This window comes from Amycolatopsis sp. NPDC003676, from assembly GCF_053587275.1.
The window spans coordinates 17,251-37,532 of the sequence record NZ_JBSFNS010000025.1 but is presented as its reverse complement, the minus strand read 5'-3'; the positions used below and the strand labels follow the sequence as shown (position 1 = coordinate 37,532).

Below are 20,282 nucleotides of genomic sequence, written 5' to 3'. Positions count from 1 at the left end.
GGCCAGCGGAAACTCTCGACCTCCCTGGGGTGGCACATGTCCTTCGTCAGGACGTACACCAAACCGCGCGTGTTCGCCGCGGCCGTGCTCGGTTCGCTTGTCGTGGGCGCCGGCCTCGGCGTGCTCGCGCGGACGACCGAAGCCGGCTGGCTGACCGACACCCTCGACCACATCGGCACGATCTTCACGACCCTGCTGCAGATCGCGGTCATCCCGCTGGTCTTCACCGCGATCGTGGTCGGCATCAACAGCCTCCGCGGCCTCGGCGGCGGCCGCACCGCCGCGCGGCTCGGCGGCAAGACCGTGCTGTGGTTCGCGATCACGTCGCTGATCGCCTCGCTGGTCGGGATCGCGATCGGCAAGCTGTTCAACCCCGGCTCCGGCGGGCTCGGCGAGGGCGTCGCGGCCACCGCGAAGAACGCCGACAAGGCCGCGAAGAGCATGAGCCACTGGGGTTCCTGGGACGCCTTCATCAAGGGCCTGCTGCCGGAGAACTTCTTCTCCGCTTTCGCTGAAGGCAGCACGCTCCAGGTGCTCTTCCTCGCCGTCGTGATCGGCGCCGCCGCCTACAGCCTCGGCGACAAGGCGAAGCCGTTCGTCGACTTCACCACCAGTGTCTTCGAAATCATCCAGCGCTACCTCGGCTGGATCGTGCGGCTCGCGCCCATCGGCATCATCGGCCTGATCGGCGCCGCGGTCTCCAACTACGGCGACGCGCTGTTCCGTCCGCTGCTGTCGACCACGCTGGCGGTGTACGTCGGCTGCCTGCTGATCCTGTTCGTGGTCTACCCGATTCTGCTGCAGTTCGTCGCGAAGGTGAGCCCGCTGACGTTCTTCGCCAAGGCAGGCACCGCGATCCAGTTCGCGTTCGCGTCGCAGTCCAGCTCGGCGACGCTGCCGCTCACCCGGCAGTCCGCGGTGAACCTCGGCGTCGACCCCGGATACGCCGCCTTCGCCACCCCGCTCGCCAGCGCGACCAAAATGGACGGTTGCGCCGCGGTCTTCCCGGCGATCGGCGCGATCTTCATCGCCAACCTCGCCGGGGTGCCGCTGAGCTTCGGGCAGTACGTCGGCATCGTGGTCGTCGCCGTGCTCGGCGCGCTCGCCACCGCGGGCACCACCGGCTGGCTGACCGCGCTCACCCTGACCACCGCGTTCATCGGCCTCGACGCCAAGCAGGTCGCGATCGGCATCGCGCTGATCTACTCGGTGAACCCGATCATGGACATGATGCGCACGGCCACGAATGTCGCGGGCCAGATCGTGGTCCCGACCATCGTCGCCCGCAGCGAGGGCCTGCTCGACGACGAGATCCTCAGTACGCAGACCGCTCGCCCGAACCACCGCGACGAGGGCGGCGCCGCCCGTCCCGCGACCGCCTGACGCGTCAGGAGTTGCCGGAACACCGCCGCAGCTGGGATTTCTTCAGCTCGACGTCCGGCCAGCCCCGGAAATTCGACGGCGAGGTGACGGTGCTCGTGCAGCCCATCACCTCGCCGTCGAGTTCGTACACCTCCGCCACCACCGGAGCAGCCTGGCAGCGCGGCGAGCCGGACACCGCCTGCGGGCATTCGTGCCGGACGACGATGACGTCCGGACGGCCGTCCTGGCTCACGTCGTAGAGCGACAGCGAACCCGCGTCGGAGAAATACGGCTTGCCGTAGTCGCGCCACACCCCGCCGGACTCGGTGAGCAATTCGCCGTACGAGCCGCCTGGCGCGTCGCCGCGGATCAGGCACGCGGCGGTCGATCCGTCGACGCAGCGCAATGAAGTCGCGGTCAGCTTCGCGCCCAGGTTCGTGATCGCCAGTTCGAACGGCTGCTGCCCGACCTGGACCCGGCCCCCGCTTCCCGTGGCGTCGGCCAGCAACACGACCGGGGTGCCGCCGACGTTCACCGCGGCCAACTGGCGGCACGGGCCGTTTCCGCAGGTAGAGGACGGTGCTTCGACCGGGGCCGCCGCGGGCTCGCGCGGCGCCATGGTGACCGCGCCGTCGGGCTTCGGGCGCAGCGCGACGACCACCACGAGCGCCGCCGCCGTCACCACCGCCGCGAGAACGGCGGTGAGCAGCGCGGATCGCGGGATGCGCTTCGGCCAAGTCCCCATATCCGAGACTGTAAGCGATCTTGCGCACCGTGTCCGTCTATGTTGTCGGAGTGACGAACCCCAATCTGCCCCCGGCCCTTTACCTGCCGACCGGCCCCACCGGCCCGACCACCGACGGCCAGACCGGAGCCAACGTCGAACTGCGCCGCACCCCCGACGGCCGCACCGCTCTGGTCGCGTTCACCGCGCTCGACCGGCTCGTCGACTGCTGCGGCGAGCACCAGCCGTGGATCCTGGTCAACACCGAGAATCTGGCCCTGGTGCACCAGGTCAACCCCTACGACGTCATCGTGCTGGACTCCGAACTACCGGCCGAACTCCGGCATCAGGCCCCGGCCGGACGGGTATAAACAGGACCGAACTGGGTGGTCCACCTCTCAATCCAGGCCCGGTCCTGGTCCGTAGACTCCCGGTTGACCAGCAGCGCGGCGACGGGCACGGGAGGTATGTGGTGAGCGAGCAGGACACCGCGAGCACAGGCGGTCCGGTGACCAAGATCCTGGTCGCGAACCGGGGCGAGATCGCGGTTCGCGTGATCCGGGCCGCGAAGGACGCGGGCTTGCAGAGCGTGGCCGTGTACGCCGACCCGGACCGCGACGCTCCGCACGTGCGCCTCGCCGACGAGGCGTTCGCCCTCGGCGGGAACACCGCGGCCGAGAGCTACCTCGCGATCGACAAGATCCTCGACGCCGCCAAGCGGGCCGGCGCCGACTCGGTCCACCCCGGCTACGGCTTCCTCTCCGAGAACGCCGAGTTCGCCCAGGCCGTCCTCGACGCGGGCCTGACCTGGATCGGGCCGAGCCCGCAGTCGATCCGCGACCTCGGCGACAAGGTGACCGCGCGGCACATCGCGATGCGCGCGGGCGCGCCGCTGGTGCCCGGCACCAAGGAGCCGGTGAAGGACGCCGACGAGATCATCGCGTTCGCCGACGAGCACGGCCTGCCGGTCGCGATCAAGGCGGCGTTCGGCGGCGGCGGCCGCGGCCTGAAGGTCGCCCGCACCCGCGAAGAAATCCCCGAACTGTTCGAGTCCGCGACGCGCGAGGCGGTGGCCGCGTTCGGCCGCGGCGAGTGCTTCGTGGAGCGCTACCTGGACAAGCCGCGGCACGTCGAGGCGCAGGTGCTGGCCGACCAGCACGGCAACGCGATCGTCGTCGGCACCCGCGACTGCTCGCTGCAGCGCCGCCACCAGAAGCTGGTGGAAGAGGCCCCCGCGCCGTACCTGTCCGACGACCAGCGCGCCCGGATCCACGAGTCCGCCAAGGCCATCTGCAAGGAGGCCGGCTACTACGGCGCGGGCACCGTCGAGTACCTCGTCGCCGTCGACGGCACCATTTCCTTCCTTGAGGTGAACACCCGGCTGCAGGTCGAGCACCCGGTTTCGGAAGAGACCACCGGCATCGACCTGGTCCGCGAGATGTTCCGCATCGCGCGCGGCGAGAAGCTCCGGATCACCGAGGACCCCACGCCGCGCGGTCACTCGATCGAGTTCCGCATCAACGGCGAGGACGCCGGCCGCGGCTTCCTTCCCGCGCCGGGCACGGTTACCAAGTTCGTGGCCCCGTCCGGCCCGGGCGTGCGCGTCGACTCCGGCGTCGAGTCCGGCAGCGTGATCGGCGGCCAGTTCGACTCGATGCTCGCCAAGCTCATCGTCACCGGTTCGGACCGGCAGAACGCGCTCGAGCGCAGCCGGCGCGCGCTGGCCGAGTTCGAGGTCGAGGGCATGGCCACCGTGCTGCCGTTCGACCGCGTGATCGTCGACGACCCGGCGTTCATCGGCGACGACAACGGCTTCAGCGTGCACACCCGCTGGATCGAGACCGAGTTCGACAACAAGATCGAGCCGTTCGTCGCGCCGGACGTCGAGGCCGAGGAAGAGGCGCCGCGGCAGAACGTCGTGGTCGAGGTCGGCGGACGCCGGCTCGAGGTGTCGCTGCCGGGCGGGTTCGCCCTCGAAGGCGGCGGCGCGCCCGCGGCGACGAAAGCCAAGCCGCGCAAGCGGGCCGGCGGCGCGAAGGCAGCGGTCAGTGGCGACGCGGTCACCGCGCCGATGCAGGGCACGATCGTGAAGATCGCGGTCGAGGAAGGCCAGCACGTCGAGGCGGGCGAGCTGATCGTGGTCCTCGAAGCGATGAAGATGGAGAACCCGGTAACCGCGCACAAAGCGGGCACCGTCACCGGGCTTTCGGTCGAGATCGGCTCCGCGGTCACGCAGGGAACGCAACTCTTGGAGCTCAAGGACTGAAGTTGTGCTGAATGTCGTGGGTGCCGCGCGCTCGCGCGGCCTACCATCGACTACGTGACTGAGGTTCCGTCTCCGCAGCTGCGGATCAGCGACCAGGAGCGAGAGTCCGCGCTGAATGCGCTCGGTGAGCACATGAGCGCGGGGCGGATCGACATTGACGAGTTCGGCGAACGTTCCGCCCGGATCACCGCGGCCAAGACCCGCGGCGAACTGGGCGAACTGTTCACCGACCTGCCGGTGCCGCATCCGGTGTTCGGCGCGGGCGCGACCGCCGCGCCAGAACCGGCCGCGGCGCCACCGCCGCCGATGCCCGTGCCGCAGCCCGCGGCGTCCGGCGAGGTGGCCGCGCGGCAGCCGGAGTGGTCGGCCGGGCAACGCGCCGTCGCCGCCTTGATTCCGCTGGTGTGGATCGCGGCGATCGCCTTGATCGCCACCGGCACCGCGGGCTGGCCGGTGATCTTCGCGCCGATCGCGCTCACCGCGGTCGGCCGCGCGCTCTGGGGCAAGGGTTTCGAGCACCACGACCATCACCACCGCCACGACCGGCACCGGGAACGCCGCGAGGAGTTCCGGGCGATGCGCGACGAACACCGGCGGCAGCGCCGTCTGGACCCCTGAGGCGAACCATGCCTGACCTGCGGTTGAGCGACGACGAACGGCAGGACGCGCTCGACGTCCTCTCCGAGCACGTCCGCACCGGACGCCTCGACATCGACGAGTACGGCAGCCGCTCGGCGAAAGTCACGTCGGCCAAGCTGGTGAGCGAACTGGTGCCGCTGTTCGACGACCTGCCCTCGCCGCGCCCGAGCGCGCTGCTGGCCACGGCCCGGCCGCAACCGGTCGTGCCGTCCGCCGGAAACGGCAAGGTCGGTTCGTTCGTGATGCGGTATTCGGTGCCGCTTTCGATTGCCTTGGCGGTCATCGTGCTCATCGTGACGCGCGGACGGCTGCTGATCGTGTTCGCGCTGCCGCTGCTGCTGATCCTGCTCAGCGGATGGCGACGCCGCTGAGCACGCCGCGGTTCAGCCCGCTGATGGGGCTGCGGCCGGGCTCGGTCGACCCGAAGGCCGAGCGATGGGCGGGCCCGGTTTTCGCCGGGGTCGGGATTTTGGCGCTCGCCGTGTGCACCATCATCGCCGCAGGTCAGCCGCATGGCGATGCCGCGCAATGGCGCACCACGCTGCTTCTCGCCGCGGCGACCGGACTGTGGCTGCTCGTGCTGATCCCGGTTTTCCCGCACCGCACGCGAAACCCTTGGCTGGCCATCGGATTCTTCGTCGTACTGCTGACCGGCGCGACCGTGCTCGCCGCCCGGCTGGACCCGTTCACCGCCTTCGCCTCGGTCGGTTACCCGATCGCGTTCGTGTTGTTCCCGACGCGGTGGAGCATCTTCGCCGCAGCTGCGACAGCAGTGGTTCCATTGCTGGCCAAGGGAATTTGGCAACCGTCGCCGCCGTGGATCACCGCGGTGTCGATCGTCGGGCCGATCCTGTACGTGGCGTGGTTCGTGGGCGCGGAGAACGAGCAACGCCGTCGTACCAACGAAAAACTCGCGCAATCGAACGCGCAACTGGAAACGGCGCTAACGGAAAACGCGGCGCTGCACGCACAACTGCTCACTCAAGCCCGCGAGGCAGGAGTGCTCGACGAGCGGCAGCGGATGGCTCGCGAAATCCACGATACCGTCGCCCAGGGGCTGACCGGCATCGTCACGCAGCTGCAAGCCGCTGACCGGGCCACCGAAGCCGCGGATCGGCAACGGCATCTCGACCATGTGCACACGCTGGCGAAGGACAGCCTCACCGAGGCGCGCCGAGCCGTGCAGGCATTGCGCCCGGAGCCGTTAGCCGACTCGCACCTGCCGGAAGCGTTGGCAGGCTTGGCGAATCGAGTGTCCGACACTTCTGGCGCCAAGGTGACCACCGACGTCGAAGGCGACGCGCGACCGTTGCTGCCGGAGCTGGAGGTGGCGATGTACCGGGTGGCGCAGGAAGCCCTTGCCAACGCGGAAAAACACGCGCGCGCCAACCGGATCGGCATCACCCTGACCTACACGACCGACCTGGTCATGCTCGACATCCGCGACGACGGACGAGGTTTCGCCCCCGGCGACCGCGGCGACGGCACCGGCTTCGGGCTGGAAGCGATGCGCCAACGCGTACAGCGGGTCGCCGGTTCGCTGACCATCGAGTCCGCGCGAGGGGAAGGGACCGCCGTACACGCGGAGTTTCCGGCGATCCCTTCGCCTTAGTTCATTGACCGCCAGCAGTACGCAACTGTCGCCGCAACACCTTGCCGTTTCCGTTGCGCGGCAAGGCTTCCAGCCAGGTCACATCCTGCGGCACCTTGTACCACGACAGATGCTCACGAGTCAGCGCGACCAACTCCGCGCCCAGATCGTCGTCTCCAGAGCCCGACGTCGTGACCACGTACGCGCGCAACGTCGTGTCCCCCGCCTCCCGCCGCACCGCGCTCACCGCCGCCTCGCGCACCTTCGGGTGACTTTCGAGAAGGCGTTCGACCTCACCGGGAACCACGTTCTGCCCGCCGATCACCTCGACGTCGTCCAGCCGTCCGTAAACGTGGATGACGCCCTGTGCGTCGATCGACCCGAGGTCGCCAGTCGACCACCAGACGTCGGTCACCTGATCCGGGCCGAGGCTGCCGCGAGCGACACCCCGCGTGGCGAACGGGACCAAAACCTGCAGTTCGCCCTGCACCCCGGCCGCCACCTCCTTCCCGTCGACCACGACGCGCGCCGAACGTCCCTCGAAAGCCGGGCCGACGGCGGACGGATCGGCGTAGTTCGCCGGCTGGCCAGCGGCGTATCCGCCAGCTTCGGTGGAACCGTAAAGATTCATGAGCCGGTCGCCGAAGATCGGCACCAGCTTCTCGCGCAACCGCGCGGAAAGCACTTCGCCAGCACACATCGCGCCGCGCAACTGTCCGAGCGTCTCGGCGTGCCCCGGTTCCTGCAGCAGGCGCGCGTAGAAACTCGGCTGCGCGAAAAGCGTCGCGACGTTGTGGCGGCGGATCAACTCCAGCGCGGCGGCCGGGGTCGCGCGCGGCCGCGAAAGCACCGACGTCTGGCCGGTGCAGATCGTCGCCATCGCCGACGAGTACAGACCGCCAGCGAAATACATGCGCGACACCGAGAACGCGACCGTGCCGACGCCATCCGTGCGGAGCATCGACGGGTCGAAGTTGCTGTGGAGGTAGAAGCACAGCTTGGGCGCGCCGGTCGTCCCGGACGTGAACATCGCGTGCGACGGACGGTCCTCGCCCGGCGCGAACTCCGTCTCCGGTTCCGCCTCCGCCAGCCGATCCGCGCCGATCGTCGGGGCGAGACCGGCGTCGTCGAGCCAGCCCGCGGTCTCCGGGTCGGCGACGATCAACGCGGGTTCTGCGGTCCGGATGTCCCGGGTCAGATCGTCATGGCTCATCTGGACATTCACCGGAATCGCGACGATTCCGGCCTGCCACGCGCCGAGCAGGCACCAGACCATTTCGATGCTGTCCGGAAGCGCGAGCAGAACACGGTCGCCATGGTGCAGCCCGGCGGCTCGGTAACCGCCCGCGACGCGTGCGGCCCCGGCGTAGACCTCGGCGAACGTCCAGGTCCGGTCGTCGGCGAGGAAAGCGGGAAGGTCGTCCCATCCGTGCAGACGGGAATGTTCGGCGGCAAACTGGGTCAGATTGTCCGGCATACCGGCAACGCTGCCAGTGTGATCATCACCGCGCGACGGCTTTTCCCTCGGCGCTGCCCGAAACGGCAAGGATTTTTCACCCTGGCGCCCGCCCCGGTCGTGACGCGGCACGCAGCCGTTTTCCGGTTCCGGACGGTTAGGCTCGAGTTGTGGAACCCGTGGAGATCAACGCGGGCGCGTACTACCTGCGTCAGCTGCGCGCGGACCGGAAGCTCGACGACCGGCCCGCGCTGATGGAGGCGTTCGCGGACCCGCAGCATCGGCGGTACGTGCTGAATTACCGGCTGCGCACCCCCGACGAAGCCACCGAATACGTCACCCTGCGCGCCGCGCAATGGGCGTGCGACGAACGCTGCTCATGGGCCGTGGCCGAACCGGCGACCGGCCGCCTGCTCGGCGAGGTCGGACTGCGCGACCTGGACCTCGACTTCGGCACGGCCGAGGCATCGGTGTGGACGCATCCGGCCGAACGAGGCAAAGGCATTGCGGCAGTAGGACTTTCGGCCGCGATCCAGTTCGGGTTCGCGCGGCTGGGATTGCACGAGATCGCTTACCGGCACGACGAAAGCAACACCTCGTCCGAGGTCGTCGCGCGGCGGGCCGGGTTCAGCCGGGTCGGGCCCGAGGATCGGCCGTCGCCCAGCGGGGAGACGCTCATTCGGTGGATCCTCAAGCCCTCGTGAGTGCCGGATCTCGCCCGGCACCCACGAGGCCCGCTCAGCTAACCGGTTCGATCAACCCGGCCCGAGCCTCCGGAGCCGCCGCCCGCAGCGCGTCCGCCGACTCGTCCGTCGGCTGCAGCTGCGAATCCCGCTCCGCCTCGACCCGCGCCCGGTAGACCTCCACCTCGCGCTTCGTCTCGTCCTCCGACCAACCCAGCACACCGCCGACCAGCTGGGCGACCTGCTCGGCGCAGTCGACGCCGCGGTGGGCGTACTCGATCGAGATCCGCGTGCGCCGCGCGAGGACGTCCTCCAGGTGCAGCGCGCCCTCGTGGCTGGCCGCGTACACGACCTCCACTCCGAGGTAATCCGGCGCGGACTCGATCGGCTTGAGCAGCTCCGGCCGGTCCGCCGCGAGCGCCAGCACCTCGTGCACCAGCGAGCCGTAGCGGTCGAGCAGGTGCCGGACGCGGTACGGGTGCAGCCCGTGCTCGGCGGCCAGGTGATCCGCCTGGTTGACCAGCGCGTGGTAGCCGTCCGCGCCGATCAGCGGGACCTTGTCGGTGATGGACGACGGCGGACGGCCGGGCAGGTCGACCACCGCGGCGTCGACGGCGTCGGCCGCCATCACCCGGTACGTCGTGTACTTGCCGCCGGCGATCGCGACCAGGCCCGGCGCGACGCGCGCGACCGCGTGTTCGCGCGACAGCTTCGACGTCTCTTCGCTCTCGCCGGCCAGCAGCGGCCGCAGACCCGCGTACACGCCTTCGATGTCGTCGTGCGTGAGCGGCGTCGCGAGCACCGAGTTCACGTGTTCGAGCAGGTAGTCGATGTCGTGCTTGGTGGCCGCCGGGTGGGCGAGGTCGAGGTTCCAGTCCGTGTCGGTGGTGCCGACGATCCAGTGGTTGCGCCACGGGATCACGAACAGCACCGACTTCTCGGTGCGCAGGATCATCCCCGACTCGGACACGATCCGGTCGCGCGGAACCACGATGTGCACGCCCTTGCTCGCGCGCACGCGGAACCGGCCGCGGCCGCCGGACAGCCGCTGCAGTTCGTCGGTCCACACGCCGGTGCAGTTGACCACCGCGCCAGCGTGGATCTCGGTTTCGCGGCCGTCCTCGACGTCGCGCACGCGCACGCCGGAAATCCGGTCCGCCTCGCGCAGGAAGCCGACGACCTGGGTGGAGGTCCGGACCACCGCGCCGTAATGCGCGGCGGTGCGCGCGACAGTCATCGTGTGCCGGGCGTCGTCCGACTGCGCGTCGTAATACCGGATGCCGCCGATCAGCGCGGACCGCTTGAGCGCGGGGACCATTCGGAGGGCACCCGCCCGGGTGAGATGTTTCTGCCCGGGCACCGACCGGGCGCCGCCCATCGTGTCGTACATCAGCAAGCCGGCGGCGGTGTACGGGCGTTCCCAGATCCGGTGCGTCAGCGGATACAGGAAGCTCACCGGCTTCACCAGGTGCGGCGCGATCTTCGTCAGCATCAGCTCGCGCTCGTGCAGCGCTTCGCGCACCAGGCCGAACTCGAGCTGCTCGAGATAGCGCAGGCCGCCGTGGAAGAGCTTGCTGGACCGGCTCGACGTGCCGGACGCCAGGTCGCGGGCCTCGACGAGAGCCACCCGCAGGCCGCGGGTCGCCGCGTCGAGCGCCGTGCCCGCGCCGACGACGCCGCCGCCGATCACGACCAGGTCGAAGGTCTCGTCGCCGAAGCGCCGCCAGGATTCCTCCCGGCCCGCCGGACCCAGCTGGGCCGGCTCGCTGCCGTTGCGCGGATTCGTCACCACTCGTTCCTCCTCGTGCTCCACCTTCCCCAGCATCGCACGCTTGCGTGATCGTCTGCTGACCCCGAGGTGACACGTGTGGCGGAACCCATGACGATCATGGTCACATTGCTTCGCCCGGCTTATGGATTGCGCGCGTACGCGGCGGTAACGTGCCGCGGACTGGGGTCGGCGACGGGGCTGTGGCCGGACGTGTTCGGCCCTGCACAGACTGTCCAGTGTGGAGGTGCGGAGAGCGTGAGCGTAAGTCTGAGTCCGGGCGCGATCATCGTCTGGGAACTGCTGGGCACAGCAGTGCTTATCTTGCTGGGCAACGGCGTCGTGGCCAACGTCGTGCTGCGCAAGAACAACGGCTTCCAAGCCGGAACGCTGTTCATCACTTTCGGATGGGGCTTCGCGGTGTTCGCGGGGGCCAGCATCGCCGCGCCGACCGGCGCGCACCTCAACCCGGCGGTCACGCTGGGGCTCGCCATTTCGGGCAAAGTCTCGTGGACGGTCGTGCCGTATTACCTGATCGGGGAAATGCTCGGCGCGATTCTCGGCGCCGTGCTGTGCTGGCTGACGTACAAGCTCCAGTTCGACGACCACCCGAACCCCGAGGAGACGCTCGGCATCTTCTCCACCGCCCCGCAGATCCGGAACAAGGCGTGGAACCTGGTGACCGAGATCATCGGCACCTTCGTGCTGGTCGGCTGGATCCTGTTCACCCCGGTCTTCAAGACCGCCGCGTCCGGGCCGGACTTCGGCAACTCAGCGCTCGGCTACGCCGGGGTGTCGTTCGTCGTGCTGGTGATCGGCATCTCGCTCGGCGGGCCGACCGGCTACGCCATCAACCCCGCCCGCGACCTCGGCCCGAGGCTCGCGTACGCGTTCCTGCTGCCGATCAAGGGCAAGCGCGACCCCGACTGGGGCTACTCGTGGGTGCCGGTCCTCGGGCCGCTCGTCGGCGCGGCGCTGGCCGCGGTGGTGTGGCTCGCCGTCCACAACTTGACCTGATCCCCTTTCCTGGAGGAAATCCATGACTTCCTACGTGGCCGCGATCGACCAGGGCACCACGTCGACGCGTTGCATGATCTTCGACCACTCCGGCCGTGTCGTCGCGGTCGACCAGCGCGAGCACGAGCAGATCTTCCCGAAGGCGGGCTGGGTCGAGCACAACGCCGAGGAGATCTGGGAAAACACCCGCGCGGTCGCGGCGGGCGCGCTCGCCAAGGCCGACCTGCGCCCGACCGACATCGCCGCGGTGGGCATCACGAACCAGCGCGAGACGGCGCTCGTGTGGGACCGCAACACCGGGAAGCCGGTGTACAACGCGATTGTCTGGCAGGACACCCGCACCGACAAGATCGCCGCTGAGCTCGGAGCGCTCGGCGGCGGCCAGGAGCGCTACCGCTCGAAGACGGGTCTGCCGCTCGCGACATATTTCTCCGGCCCGAAGATCAAGTGGATCCTCGACAACGTCGAGGGCGCGCGGGCCAGGGCCGAGGCAGGCGACCTGGTGTTCGGCAACATGGACACCTGGGTGCTGTGGAACATGACCGGCGGCACCGACGGCGGCGTGCACGTGACCGACCCGACGAACGCGTCGCGCACGCTGCTGATGGACCTCGACACCCTGAAGTGGGACGAGGACATCGCGGCGGAGATGGGGATTCCGCTGTCGATGCTGCCGGAGATCCGGTCGTCGTCGGAGGTGTACGGCAAGGTCCGCCCGCGCGGGGCGCTGGCCGAGGTGCCGATCGCGGGCATCCTGGGCGACCAGCAGGCGGCGACGTTCGGCCAGGCGTGCCTTTCGCCGGGCGAGGCCAAGAACACTTACGGCACCGGCAACTTCGTCCTGCTGAACACCGGCACGGAGAAGGTGCTGTCGGAGAACGGCCTGCTGACGACGGTCTGCTACAAGATCGGCTCGAACGACACGGTGTACGCACTGGAGGGTTCGGTCGCGGTCACCGGTTCGCTCGTGCAGTGGCTGCGGGACAACCTGGGGTTGATTTCGTCGGCGGCCCAGATCGAGGAATTCGCCCGAACGGTCGACGACAACGGCGGCGCGTACTTCGTGCCGGCGTTCTCGGGCCTGTTCGCCCCGTACTGGCGCTCCGACGCCCGCGGCGCGATCGTCGGCCTGACCCGGTTCGTGAACAAGGGCCACATCTCGCGGGCGGTGCTGGAGGCGACGGCGTTCCAGTCGCGCGAGGTGATCGACGCGATGAACGCCGACTCGGGTGTCCCGCTGAAGTCGCTGAAGGTAGACGGCGGGATGGTCGTGAACGAGCTGCTGATGCAGTTCCAGGCCGACATCCTCGGGGTGCCAGTGATCCGTCCGGTGGTGAACGAGACGACCGCACTGGGTGCTGCGTACGCGGCCGGGCTGGCGGTCGGGTTCTGGGAGTCGGAGGACGACATCCGGACCAACTGGGCGAAGGACAAGCAGTGGGACCCGTCGATGGACGAGTCGCGGCGGGAGAAGGAGTATCGGAACTGGAAGAAGGCGGTCACGAAGACGTTCGACTGGGTGGAGGACTGATCCTTCCGGCGGGGTTGGCTGGCTGCGCGGCATTGGCCGCGTCGCCGGGCCTCGTTTGAGCGATCGCTGGCTGCGCGGCGTTGACCGCGTCGCCGGGCCTCGTTTGAGCGATCGCTGGCTGCGCGGCATTGGCCGCGTCGCCGGATCTCGTTTGAGCTATCGCTGGCTGGCGAGTTGCTGGGCGGTCGGTCGCACGACCGCCGCGATGGCGTGCGGCTTGGCTGGCTGAAGGGCCGTGAGGGGAACCCTGAGGGAATCTGATTCCCTCAGGGTTCCCCTCACGCACTTCTGGCGCGGCTCGACCCGGCACCGGCTCGGCCCAGGTCAGCCCAGCTTCAGCATCATCCCCACCCGTCCTGAGTCCCGGACTGGGCGTTCGGCGCCATCAACGAAAATCCCGCCCCCTGGTCATCCACCGCGACCACCAGCCGTCCATGGGGCGTGTCTACCGGCGGGTTCACCACTGTCCCGCCCAGCTCGGCGACCCTCGCCGCCGATGCGTCCGCGTCCGCGGTCCAGAAGTACGTCACCCACCCGGGCTGCGCCGGGCTGTCCGCGGACAGCTCGCCAAGGCCGCCAACGGGCCGACCGTCCACATCCAACGTCGCATAGGTGAACCCAGGCCCGGACATGTCCCCGAACCCGTACCCGAACACATCCCCGTAAAACTGCTTAGCCGCGGCGAAATCCCGCGTCATGCATTCGTTCCACGCGGGTGCGCCCGGAACCAAAGTGGCCTGCGTTCCCGAGTGCCGACCGGGCTGCCACAGGCCGAACGTCGCGCCGGTCGGATCGGTTGCGATGGCCATCCTGCCCTCGGTCAGGACGTCCATCGGCGGGGCGATGACCTGGCCGCCCGCCTCGGCGACGGCGGCCACCGTTTTGTCTACATCGGACACTGACAGGTACGTCGTCCACATCGGCGGCATCCCGGCCTGCTCCGGCGGGATCTGGCCGATGCCCGCCACCGGTTTTCCGGCTATCTGCGCCATTCCGTAAAAACCGGTCTCCGGGCCGCCGGATTCGACTGTCCAGCCCAGCAAACCCTCGTAAAACGTGACCGCCTTGTCGCGGTCCGGCACCATCAGGTCGCCCCAGCACGGTGTGCCCGCGGGCCACGGTTCTGTCCTGGTGATCATGCGCGCCTCCCAGACTTGTGCCAACCGCCACAGTGTCGCACCGGGGACCGACAAAATCGGGGGCGTCTTCTTCAATGCCCGGGCAATCGCCCGATCAGTGCGAGCCGTTCACCAGGTGGGCGTACACGATGATGTTGTCCACATAGCTGTGCTCGGCCCGGTCGAACGCACCGCCACAGGTGATCAGGCGCAGTTGCGGGTCCGAAGTGTCCCCGTAGACCGCGTCGCTCGGGAAGACGTCTTTGGGCACCTGGTCCACTTTGGTCACCTCGAAGTGCGCGGTGGAGCCGTCGCGGCGGGCGATGTCTACGTCGTCTCCCGGCTTCATTTCCTTGAGCCGGTAGAAGATCCCTTTGTGCTTGTTTCCGTCCACGTGTCCGAGCACCACCGCGGGGCCGACCTCGCCGGGCGTCGGGCCGTTTTCGTACCAACCGGCCTGCAACGGCGTGCTGACCGGCGGGACCTGCACCGAATTGTCGGGATTGAGGCCGAGCGGCACCAGGCTGGAATGCGCGTCGATGCTCGGGATGTCCAGCGACACCGGCTCCGATTTCGGCATCGCGGCCGACGAAGCGGACGGACCGCTGGAAGCGGGTGCCGCGGTCGTCGAGCCGACCGAGCATCCGGACACCAGCGCGACGAGCGCGACGGCCGACGCGGCGATTGTCTTCCTGATCATCATTCCCCCGATCCGGCCAGGCCTGGCCGCGAAAACGCAGCCAGGCCCAGGAGACTAGTCAGCCACGCTGGCGACGACGCGCCACCACAAGCCCGGTGCCGCCGAGTGCGAGCACGCCCATCGCGCCGGCCGCGATCGGCAGGCCCAGGTTCGACTGGCTGTCCACGACCGGACCGTCCGTGCCGCCGGTCTGCGGGGCGCCCGACGGGACCTTGCTGACCTGCTTGGGCGCGGGAGTGGGCGTCGGCTTCGGCGCGGGCTTCGCGCCCAGCACGGTGAACTTCGTGCTGAGGTCCGCGCTGCCGCAAGAGAACGCCACCTTGTACACACCGGGCTTCACGCCGGTGCGAACGGTCGCGGTGCCCTGCGAGATCGGAGCCTTCGACGGGTCGTTCTGCGGGCCGACCGGGTGCAGCTTGCCGAACTGCAGCGCCGCCGAGTTCAGGTTCTTGATTTCCGAGGCCTCGCAGCCGATGCGCACCGTGACGCGGTCCCCGGCGTGGCCCGACGACGGCAGCACGCGGATGAACGCCTTCGGGACACCCGCGTTGTCGTCCGTCGGCTCCTCCGTGGCAGGAGCGGAAGACGGAGCAGCGGTGGTGCTCGTAGTGGGCGCTTCGGCGGCGAAAGCCGGTGCGGCCGAAAGCATTCCGGCGGCGACCAGGGCGGAGAAAACAACGGTACGCTTCATGACACTCCCCTTGATGAAAAATGCGATTCCCGCCGCATGCGACAGCGGCGAATCCGCGCCCTGCCAGCAGTTCCCCCTGCGGCCCGGGCGTTTTCGTTCCGACAACAACCAAGACGTCTCCACCCGCCGCGGGGTTGCCCCGGGAACGAAAAAACCGCCGGAAACAATTTTCCGGCGGTTTTGGCAAGCATGGACGATTAGCTGGCGAGGCTTCCGTCGCCCGCTTTCGCCGCGCCTTGAGGCACCCGGGACACCTGCGCGGCCGGCACGGTGAACGTCGCGTTGTACTGCTTCCCGTCGCACGTGACGGTGAGCGGATAGCTGCCGGGTTTGGTGCCAGGCACCAGCTTCGCGTGCGCGCTCATCGTGGCCTTCACCCCGACCATCTCGCCGTAGAAGTACTGCGAGAACGCGAGCGCGGGCGAGCTGAACGTCGCCGTACCGGCCTTGGCGCCCGGGCAGTAGGCGAGCGCCAGGTTCGGGTCCGAGCCGCGCTGGTAGGCGTTCACTTGGCCGTGCAGCACCGCGGTGTCCTGGTTCAGCTGCACGGTCACCGGATCAGGGGCCGGCCCGTCCGCCGCTACCGCCGGGACCGCTGTCCCGGCCAGTCCGATCGCCGCCGCCACCGCGAAAATCGCGCTCTTGCGCACCCTCGTTCCTTCCCCGTGCCACACGTCTTCACCCCGCAAGACGCGGTGTGCGGCACGGGGTTGCCCGGAGGAGAAAAATCAGTCCAGATCGTCGTGCCGCATGAGCTGACGGCCCGCTTCGGTGATCGATCCGGACAGCGACGGGTACACCGAGAACGTCAGCGCGAGGTGGTCCACCGTCAGCTGGTTCTGCACGGCCAGCGCGATCGGCAGGATCAGCTCGCTCGCCGACGGCGCGACCACCACGCCGCCGACCACCACGCCGGTGGCGGGGCGGCAGAACAGCTTCACGAAACCGCGGCGCAGGCCTTCCATCTTCGCGCGCGCGTTGGTGGCCAGCGGCAGCATGATCGTGCGCGCGGGAACCTCGCCGGAGTCGATCGCCTGCTGGCTGATGCCGACGGTCGCGATCTCCGGGTGGGTGAAGACGTTCGCCGCGACGGTCTTGAGCTTGATCGGCGCGACGCCCTCGCCCAGCGCGTGCCACATCGCGATGCGGCCCTGCATGCTCGCCACGGACGCGAGCATCAGCACGCCGGTGCAGTCGCCCGCCGCGTAGACGCCGGGGACGCTCGTGCGCGACACCCGGTCCACCGCGATGAAGCCGCCGGGGCCGGGTTCGATGCCGACGCGGTCGAGGCCGATGTCGGCGGTGTTCGGGATGGACCCGACGGTCATCAGCGCGTGGCTTGCCTCGATCACGCGACCGTCGGCCAGGTGAACTTCGACGCCCTTCTCGGTGCGCTCGACGCGTTCCGCACGGGCCTGCTTGGCCACCGTGGTGCCGCGCTGCGTGAAGACCTCTTCGAGCACCGCGGCGGCGTCGGCGTCCTCGTGCGGCAGCACGCGGTCGCGGCTGGACACGACGGTGACCTTCACGCCCATCTCGGTGTACGCGGAGGCGAACTCGGCACCGGTGACGCCGGATCCGATCACCGCGAGGTGCTCGGGCAGCTCAGTGAGGTCGTACAGCTGCCGCCAGTCCAGGATCCGCTCACCGTCCGGCACCGCGCCGGGCAGCACGCGCGGGGTCGCGCCGGTGGCGATCAGCACGACGTCGGCGGACAGCGATTCCACCTTCCCGTCGGCGTGCGTGACTTCCACCGTGTGGGTGGCCAGCCCCGGCTCGTCGTCGGCGAAGCGGGCCTCGGCGGTGATCACGCGGACGCCTTCACGCTGCACGCGGGCGCGGATGTCGGCCGACTGCGCGAGCGCGAGGCCTTTCACTCGTCCGTGGACGGTCGGCAGGTCGACGGTGGTGTCCGCCATGTCGGTGTTGATGCCGAGCTCGCCGAGGTCGTGCATCTTCGCGAGCGCGCCGGACGACGCGATGAACGTCTTCGAGGGCACGCAGTCGTAGAGGACACAGGCGCCGCCCAGGCCGTCCCGCTCGACGATCGTCACGTCGGCGCCGTGCTGCGCCGCGACCAAGGCGGCTTCGTAGCCCGCCGGGCCGCCACCCATGATCACGATCCTGGTCACCTGGGTCCTCCTATGTCACACGTGCTTGGCGGTGGTCCTGACCCTACGCGGCGAACCTGACCGGCAGGCGAAGTGCCCGGGACACGGCATGTGCATCCGGATATGCGAAGGAAGGGTCGCTAGGCTGTGCCGCGTGCCGTTGTATGCCGCTTACGGATCCAACATGGAGCCCGCCCAGATGCTGGAGCGCGCCCCGCACTCGCCCATGGCGGGCACCGGCTGGCTGGAAGGCTGGCGGCTGACCTTCGGCGGCGAGGACATCGGGTGGGAAGGCGCGCTGGCCACCATCGTCGAGGACCCGTCGTCTCGGGTGTTCGTGGTGATCTACGACGTGACCGCGCTCGATGAGGAACGCCTCGACCGCTGGGAAGGCGGCGAGCTGGGGATGCACACGAAGATCCGGCTGCGGGTGCAGACCATGGACGGGTCGGTGCTGGCCTGGCTGTACGTCCTGGACGCCTACGAGGGCGGGCTGCCCTCGGCGCGGTATCTCGGGGTGCTCGCGGACGCCGCGGAGGCGGCCGGGGCCCCGGTGGACTACGTGGACGACCTGCGCACCCGGCCGTGCACCGGGATCAGCGGCTGACGCTTCCCGCCTGCTCGGCCCTCGCCCGACGCTGCCCCGCCCGCTCGGCCCTCGCCTAACCCCGCCCGGCCGACCCTCGGCTGCCCTGCCCTCAGCCGTCCCCGAGCGCCCGCGCGCCATCCGTCAGCCGTTCGAAGTACGAACCAACCCGGCCGCTCCGGCCTTGCTCCCGTCGCCCTGGAACACTCGTTTCCGGAGTCATCCACACCCGCCCTAGCAGAGGGCCGGAAGTTGTCCCCAGCGGCACCGCCCTGTGGATAACTCTGCGTCTCCGGACTATCCACAGCCGGGCCGGACAGCCGCCCAATACCACACGGCAGAGGCTCACCCACACGGGCATCGAGCACCTCAGCGCGCAGGAAAAACAGCAGCGCGTGACCGAAGATGACTGCAGAAATCAGGTCAGCACAGCGCCGCCGCCAGCCCCGAATTCCGCCAGAATTGTTGCCGCGCAACACGAAATCCATCACCGGCAGCCAACCGCCAACAGGCTCGCCCCGGCAGCACAAAAGTCCGAAATGACTCTCGGTGAACGGACCAAGACCAAGGCATCCGCGGTCTAGACCACAGCGCGTAATCCCCCGCTGACACCCCCGCGCGAGGGGTACCTCTCACCCACCCAAGTTATCCACACCGGCCCGCAGCCTGTGGATAACTCAGGCCAGCGAGGCCAGTGCGGTGTGCACCAAAGTGCGGACTCCGACGAGCAGCGCGCGCTCGTCGAGGACGAACGTCGGGCGGTGGATGTCGGCCTGCGGAGCGGGCGGGCCGGACCACACGCCGAGCCGGGCGAAGGCACCGCCGACGTGCTCCAGGTACCAGCCGAAGTCCTCGCCGCCGGACGACTGTTCCGTCCCGGCGAGCCCCGCTTCGCCGACCGCCGCCTCGACGCCGGCGCGCATCAGCGCGGTCGACTCGGCGTCGGAGACCACGGGCGGCACGCCGCGCCGGTAGTCGAGCGAGAAGCCGACTCCGGTCGGGGCCAGCAGCGATTCCACCGACGACGCGACGAGCGGCTCCAGCGCCTTCCACACCTCGTGGTCGGCGGTCCGCAGCGTGCCGCGCAGGACGCCGTCCTGCGGCACCGCGTTCGCGGCCTGTCCGGCGTGCACCGCGCCCCACACCAGCACCGTGCCGGACCGCGGGTCGACGCGGCGGGACAGCACCGACGGCAGCGACGTGATGACCGTGCCCAGCGCGTACACGAGGTCCGCGGTGAGGTGCGGCCGCGACGTGTGGCCGCCCGGCGAGGTGAGGCGCAGTTCGATGAGGTCGGCGGCGGACGTCAGCGCGCCGACCCGGGTGCCGACCTTGCCCGCTTCGAGCCGCGGGTCGCAGTGCAGGCCGTAGATGCGCTCGACGCCTTCCAGGGCTCCCGCGGCGATCATGTCCAGCGCGCCGCCGGGCATGACCTCCTCCGCGGGCTGGAAGATCAGCCGCACGCGGCCGGGCAGCTCGGGCGCGCCGGCGAGCGCGCGGCCGGCGCCGAGCAGGATCGCGGTGTGCGCGTCGTGGCCGCACATGTGCGCCGCGCCCTCGGTGGTGGAGGAGTACGGCAGGCCGGTGTCCTCGGTCAGCGGCAGCGCGTCGATGTCCGCGCGCAGCGCGACGCAGCGCTCGCCCTTGCCGATGTCGCACACCACGCCGGTGCCGCCGGGCAGCACCCACGGCTTCAGCCCGACCCGGCGCAGCAGCGACACGATCAGCTCGGTCGTCGCGTACTCGTCGCGCGACAGCTCGGGGTGGGCGTGGATGTGCCGCCGCCACGCGAGCACGTCGGTCGCGTTCGCGCGCAGCCAGTCGTCCAGCCAGAACGGGCCGCGGCCCGCGCCAAGGTCTTCCACCGGAGCCATGCTGACGCCGGCTTCGGTGAGCAGCGCGCCGGGCGCCGCGATCGGGTTGTGGTCACCTGGAACGTCCGGCCGTGAGTCCAGCACCGTCACGCCGCACCTCCTCCCGCAACACGAGCGCAGGGGAACACGCAACGTGCCGATCGATCTGTCTTACGCATTGGAGTC

General features: G+C 69.5%; 19 protein-coding genes. 10 read left to right on the top strand and 9 right to left on the bottom strand.

Annotation, left to right across the window (positions count from 1 at the left end):
* The first annotated feature begins 36 nt into the window (after positions 1–36).
* Positions 37–1,383 (top strand): dicarboxylate/amino acid:cation symporter, encoded by a 1,347-nt coding sequence (locus ACWDNU_RS17500; RefSeq protein WP_370940369.1) that lies wholly within the window; start codon positions 37–39, stop codon positions 1,381–1,383.
* A gap of 4 nt (positions 1,384–1,387) precedes the next feature.
* On the opposite strand, the gene ACWDNU_RS17495 is transcribed toward ACWDNU_RS17500, so the two are convergent.
* On the bottom strand, positions 1,388–2,107 hold the full coding sequence (locus tag ACWDNU_RS17495) for a hypothetical protein (RefSeq protein ID WP_449669605.1): 720 nt from the start codon (positions 2,105–2,107) through the stop codon (positions 1,388–1,390).
* A 29-nt stretch (positions 2,108–2,136) separates the two neighbouring features.
* Between ACWDNU_RS17495 and ACWDNU_RS17490 the strand changes: the two genes are divergently transcribed.
* From ACWDNU_RS17490 to ACWDNU_RS17470, 5 genes are all read left to right on the top strand, one after another.
* Positions 2,137–2,457 (top strand): SAV_915 family protein, encoded by a 321-nt coding sequence (locus ACWDNU_RS17490; protein WP_106961290.1) that lies wholly within the window; start codon positions 2,137–2,139, stop codon positions 2,455–2,457.
* A 101-nt stretch (positions 2,458–2,558) separates the two neighbouring features.
* Positions 2,559–4,352 (top strand): acetyl/propionyl/methylcrotonyl-CoA carboxylase subunit alpha, encoded by a 1,794-nt coding sequence (locus tag ACWDNU_RS17485; RefSeq protein WP_370940371.1) that lies wholly within the window; start codon positions 2,559–2,561, stop codon positions 4,350–4,352.
* A gap of 54 nt (positions 4,353–4,406) precedes the next feature.
* Complete coding sequence (locus tag ACWDNU_RS17480; protein WP_449669604.1) at positions 4,407–4,970, top strand: DUF1707 SHOCT-like domain-containing protein; 564 nt, start codon at positions 4,407–4,409, stop codon at positions 4,968–4,970.
* Between the two features lie 8 nt (positions 4,971–4,978).
* Entirely contained in the window at positions 4,979–5,362 is a 384-nt protein-coding gene (locus ACWDNU_RS17475) for a DUF1707 SHOCT-like domain-containing protein (protein WP_449669603.1), read from the top strand.
* Positions 5,347–6,603, top strand: coding sequence for a sensor histidine kinase (locus ACWDNU_RS17470; RefSeq protein ID WP_449669602.1), 1,257 nt, complete (start codon positions 5,347–5,349; stop codon positions 6,601–6,603). Before ACWDNU_RS17475 ends, ACWDNU_RS17470 begins: the two co-directional genes overlap by 16 nt.
* A 1-nt stretch (position 6,604) precedes the next feature.
* Here ACWDNU_RS17470 and ACWDNU_RS17465 read toward each other — a convergent pair whose 3' ends face one another.
* The gene (locus ACWDNU_RS17465) at positions 6,605–8,059 is read right to left on the bottom strand and encodes a class I adenylate-forming enzyme family protein (protein ID WP_449669601.1); all 1,455 of its coding nucleotides are present in this window, start codon (positions 8,057–8,059) and stop codon (positions 6,605–6,607) included.
* A 149-nt stretch (positions 8,060–8,208) separates the two neighbouring features.
* Here ACWDNU_RS17465 and ACWDNU_RS17460 point away from each other — a divergent pair, with 149 nt between their 5' ends.
* Positions 8,209–8,742, top strand: coding sequence for a GNAT family N-acetyltransferase (locus tag ACWDNU_RS17460; RefSeq protein ID WP_449669600.1), 534 nt, complete (start codon positions 8,209–8,211; stop codon positions 8,740–8,742).
* Positions 8,743–8,776: 34 nt separating this feature from the next.
* Here ACWDNU_RS17460 and ACWDNU_RS17455 read toward each other — a convergent pair whose 3' ends face one another.
* The gene (locus tag ACWDNU_RS17455; protein WP_449669599.1) at positions 8,777–10,546 is read right to left on the bottom strand and encodes a glycerol-3-phosphate dehydrogenase/oxidase; all 1,770 of its coding nucleotides are present in this window, start codon (positions 10,544–10,546) and stop codon (positions 8,777–8,779) included.
* Between the two features lie 213 nt (positions 10,547–10,759).
* On the opposite strand from ACWDNU_RS17455, the gene ACWDNU_RS17450 reads away from it, so the two are divergent.
* Both ACWDNU_RS17450 and glpK read left to right on the top strand, forming a co-directional pair.
* A complete protein-coding gene (locus tag ACWDNU_RS17450) occupies positions 10,760–11,506 on the top strand; it encodes an MIP/aquaporin family protein (RefSeq protein ID WP_449669643.1) in 747 nt (248 codons plus the stop codon).
* A 22-nt stretch (positions 11,507–11,528) separates the two neighbouring features.
* A complete protein-coding gene (gene glpK, locus ACWDNU_RS17445; RefSeq protein WP_370940378.1) occupies positions 11,529–13,037 on the top strand; it encodes a glycerol kinase GlpK in 1,509 nt (502 codons plus the stop codon).
* A 341-nt stretch (positions 13,038–13,378) separates the two neighbouring features.
* Here the strand turns inward: glpK and ACWDNU_RS17440 are convergent, their stop codons facing one another.
* The 5 genes from ACWDNU_RS17440 to ACWDNU_RS17420 all read right to left on the bottom strand — a co-directional run bounded on the left by ACWDNU_RS17440 (position 13,379) and on the right by ACWDNU_RS17420 (position 17,678).
* Entirely contained in the window at positions 13,379–14,176 is a 798-nt protein-coding gene (locus tag ACWDNU_RS17440; protein ID WP_449669598.1) for a VOC family protein, read from the bottom strand.
* A 94-nt stretch (positions 14,177–14,270) separates the two neighbouring features.
* On the bottom strand, positions 14,271–14,855 hold the full coding sequence (locus ACWDNU_RS17435; RefSeq protein ID WP_370940571.1) for a class F sortase: 585 nt from the start codon (positions 14,853–14,855) through the stop codon (positions 14,271–14,273).
* A 58-nt stretch (positions 14,856–14,913) separates the two neighbouring features.
* The gene (locus tag ACWDNU_RS17430) at positions 14,914–15,546 is read right to left on the bottom strand and encodes a hypothetical protein (RefSeq protein ID WP_449669597.1); all 633 of its coding nucleotides are present in this window, start codon (positions 15,544–15,546) and stop codon (positions 14,914–14,916) included.
* 197 nt (positions 15,547–15,743) lie between these two features.
* On the bottom strand, positions 15,744–16,196 hold the full coding sequence (locus ACWDNU_RS17425; RefSeq protein ID WP_370940381.1) for a hypothetical protein: 453 nt from the start codon (positions 16,194–16,196) through the stop codon (positions 15,744–15,746).
* 78 nt (positions 16,197–16,274) lie between these two features.
* The gene (locus tag ACWDNU_RS17420) at positions 16,275–17,678 is read right to left on the bottom strand and encodes an NAD(P)H-quinone dehydrogenase (protein WP_370940382.1); all 1,404 of its coding nucleotides are present in this window, start codon (positions 17,676–17,678) and stop codon (positions 16,275–16,277) included.
* 133 nt (positions 17,679–17,811) lie between these two features.
* Here ACWDNU_RS17420 and ACWDNU_RS17415 point away from each other — a divergent pair, with 133 nt between their 5' ends.
* Complete coding sequence (locus ACWDNU_RS17415) at positions 17,812–18,264, top strand: gamma-glutamylcyclotransferase (RefSeq protein WP_370940383.1); 453 nt, start codon at positions 17,812–17,814, stop codon at positions 18,262–18,264.
* Positions 18,265–18,920: 656 nt separating this feature from the next.
* On the opposite strand, the gene ACWDNU_RS17410 is transcribed toward ACWDNU_RS17415, so the two are convergent.
* Positions 18,921–20,207, bottom strand: coding sequence for an amidohydrolase (locus tag ACWDNU_RS17410; RefSeq protein WP_370940384.1), 1,287 nt, complete (start codon positions 20,205–20,207; stop codon positions 18,921–18,923).
* Positions 20,208–20,282 lie beyond the last annotated feature (75 nt).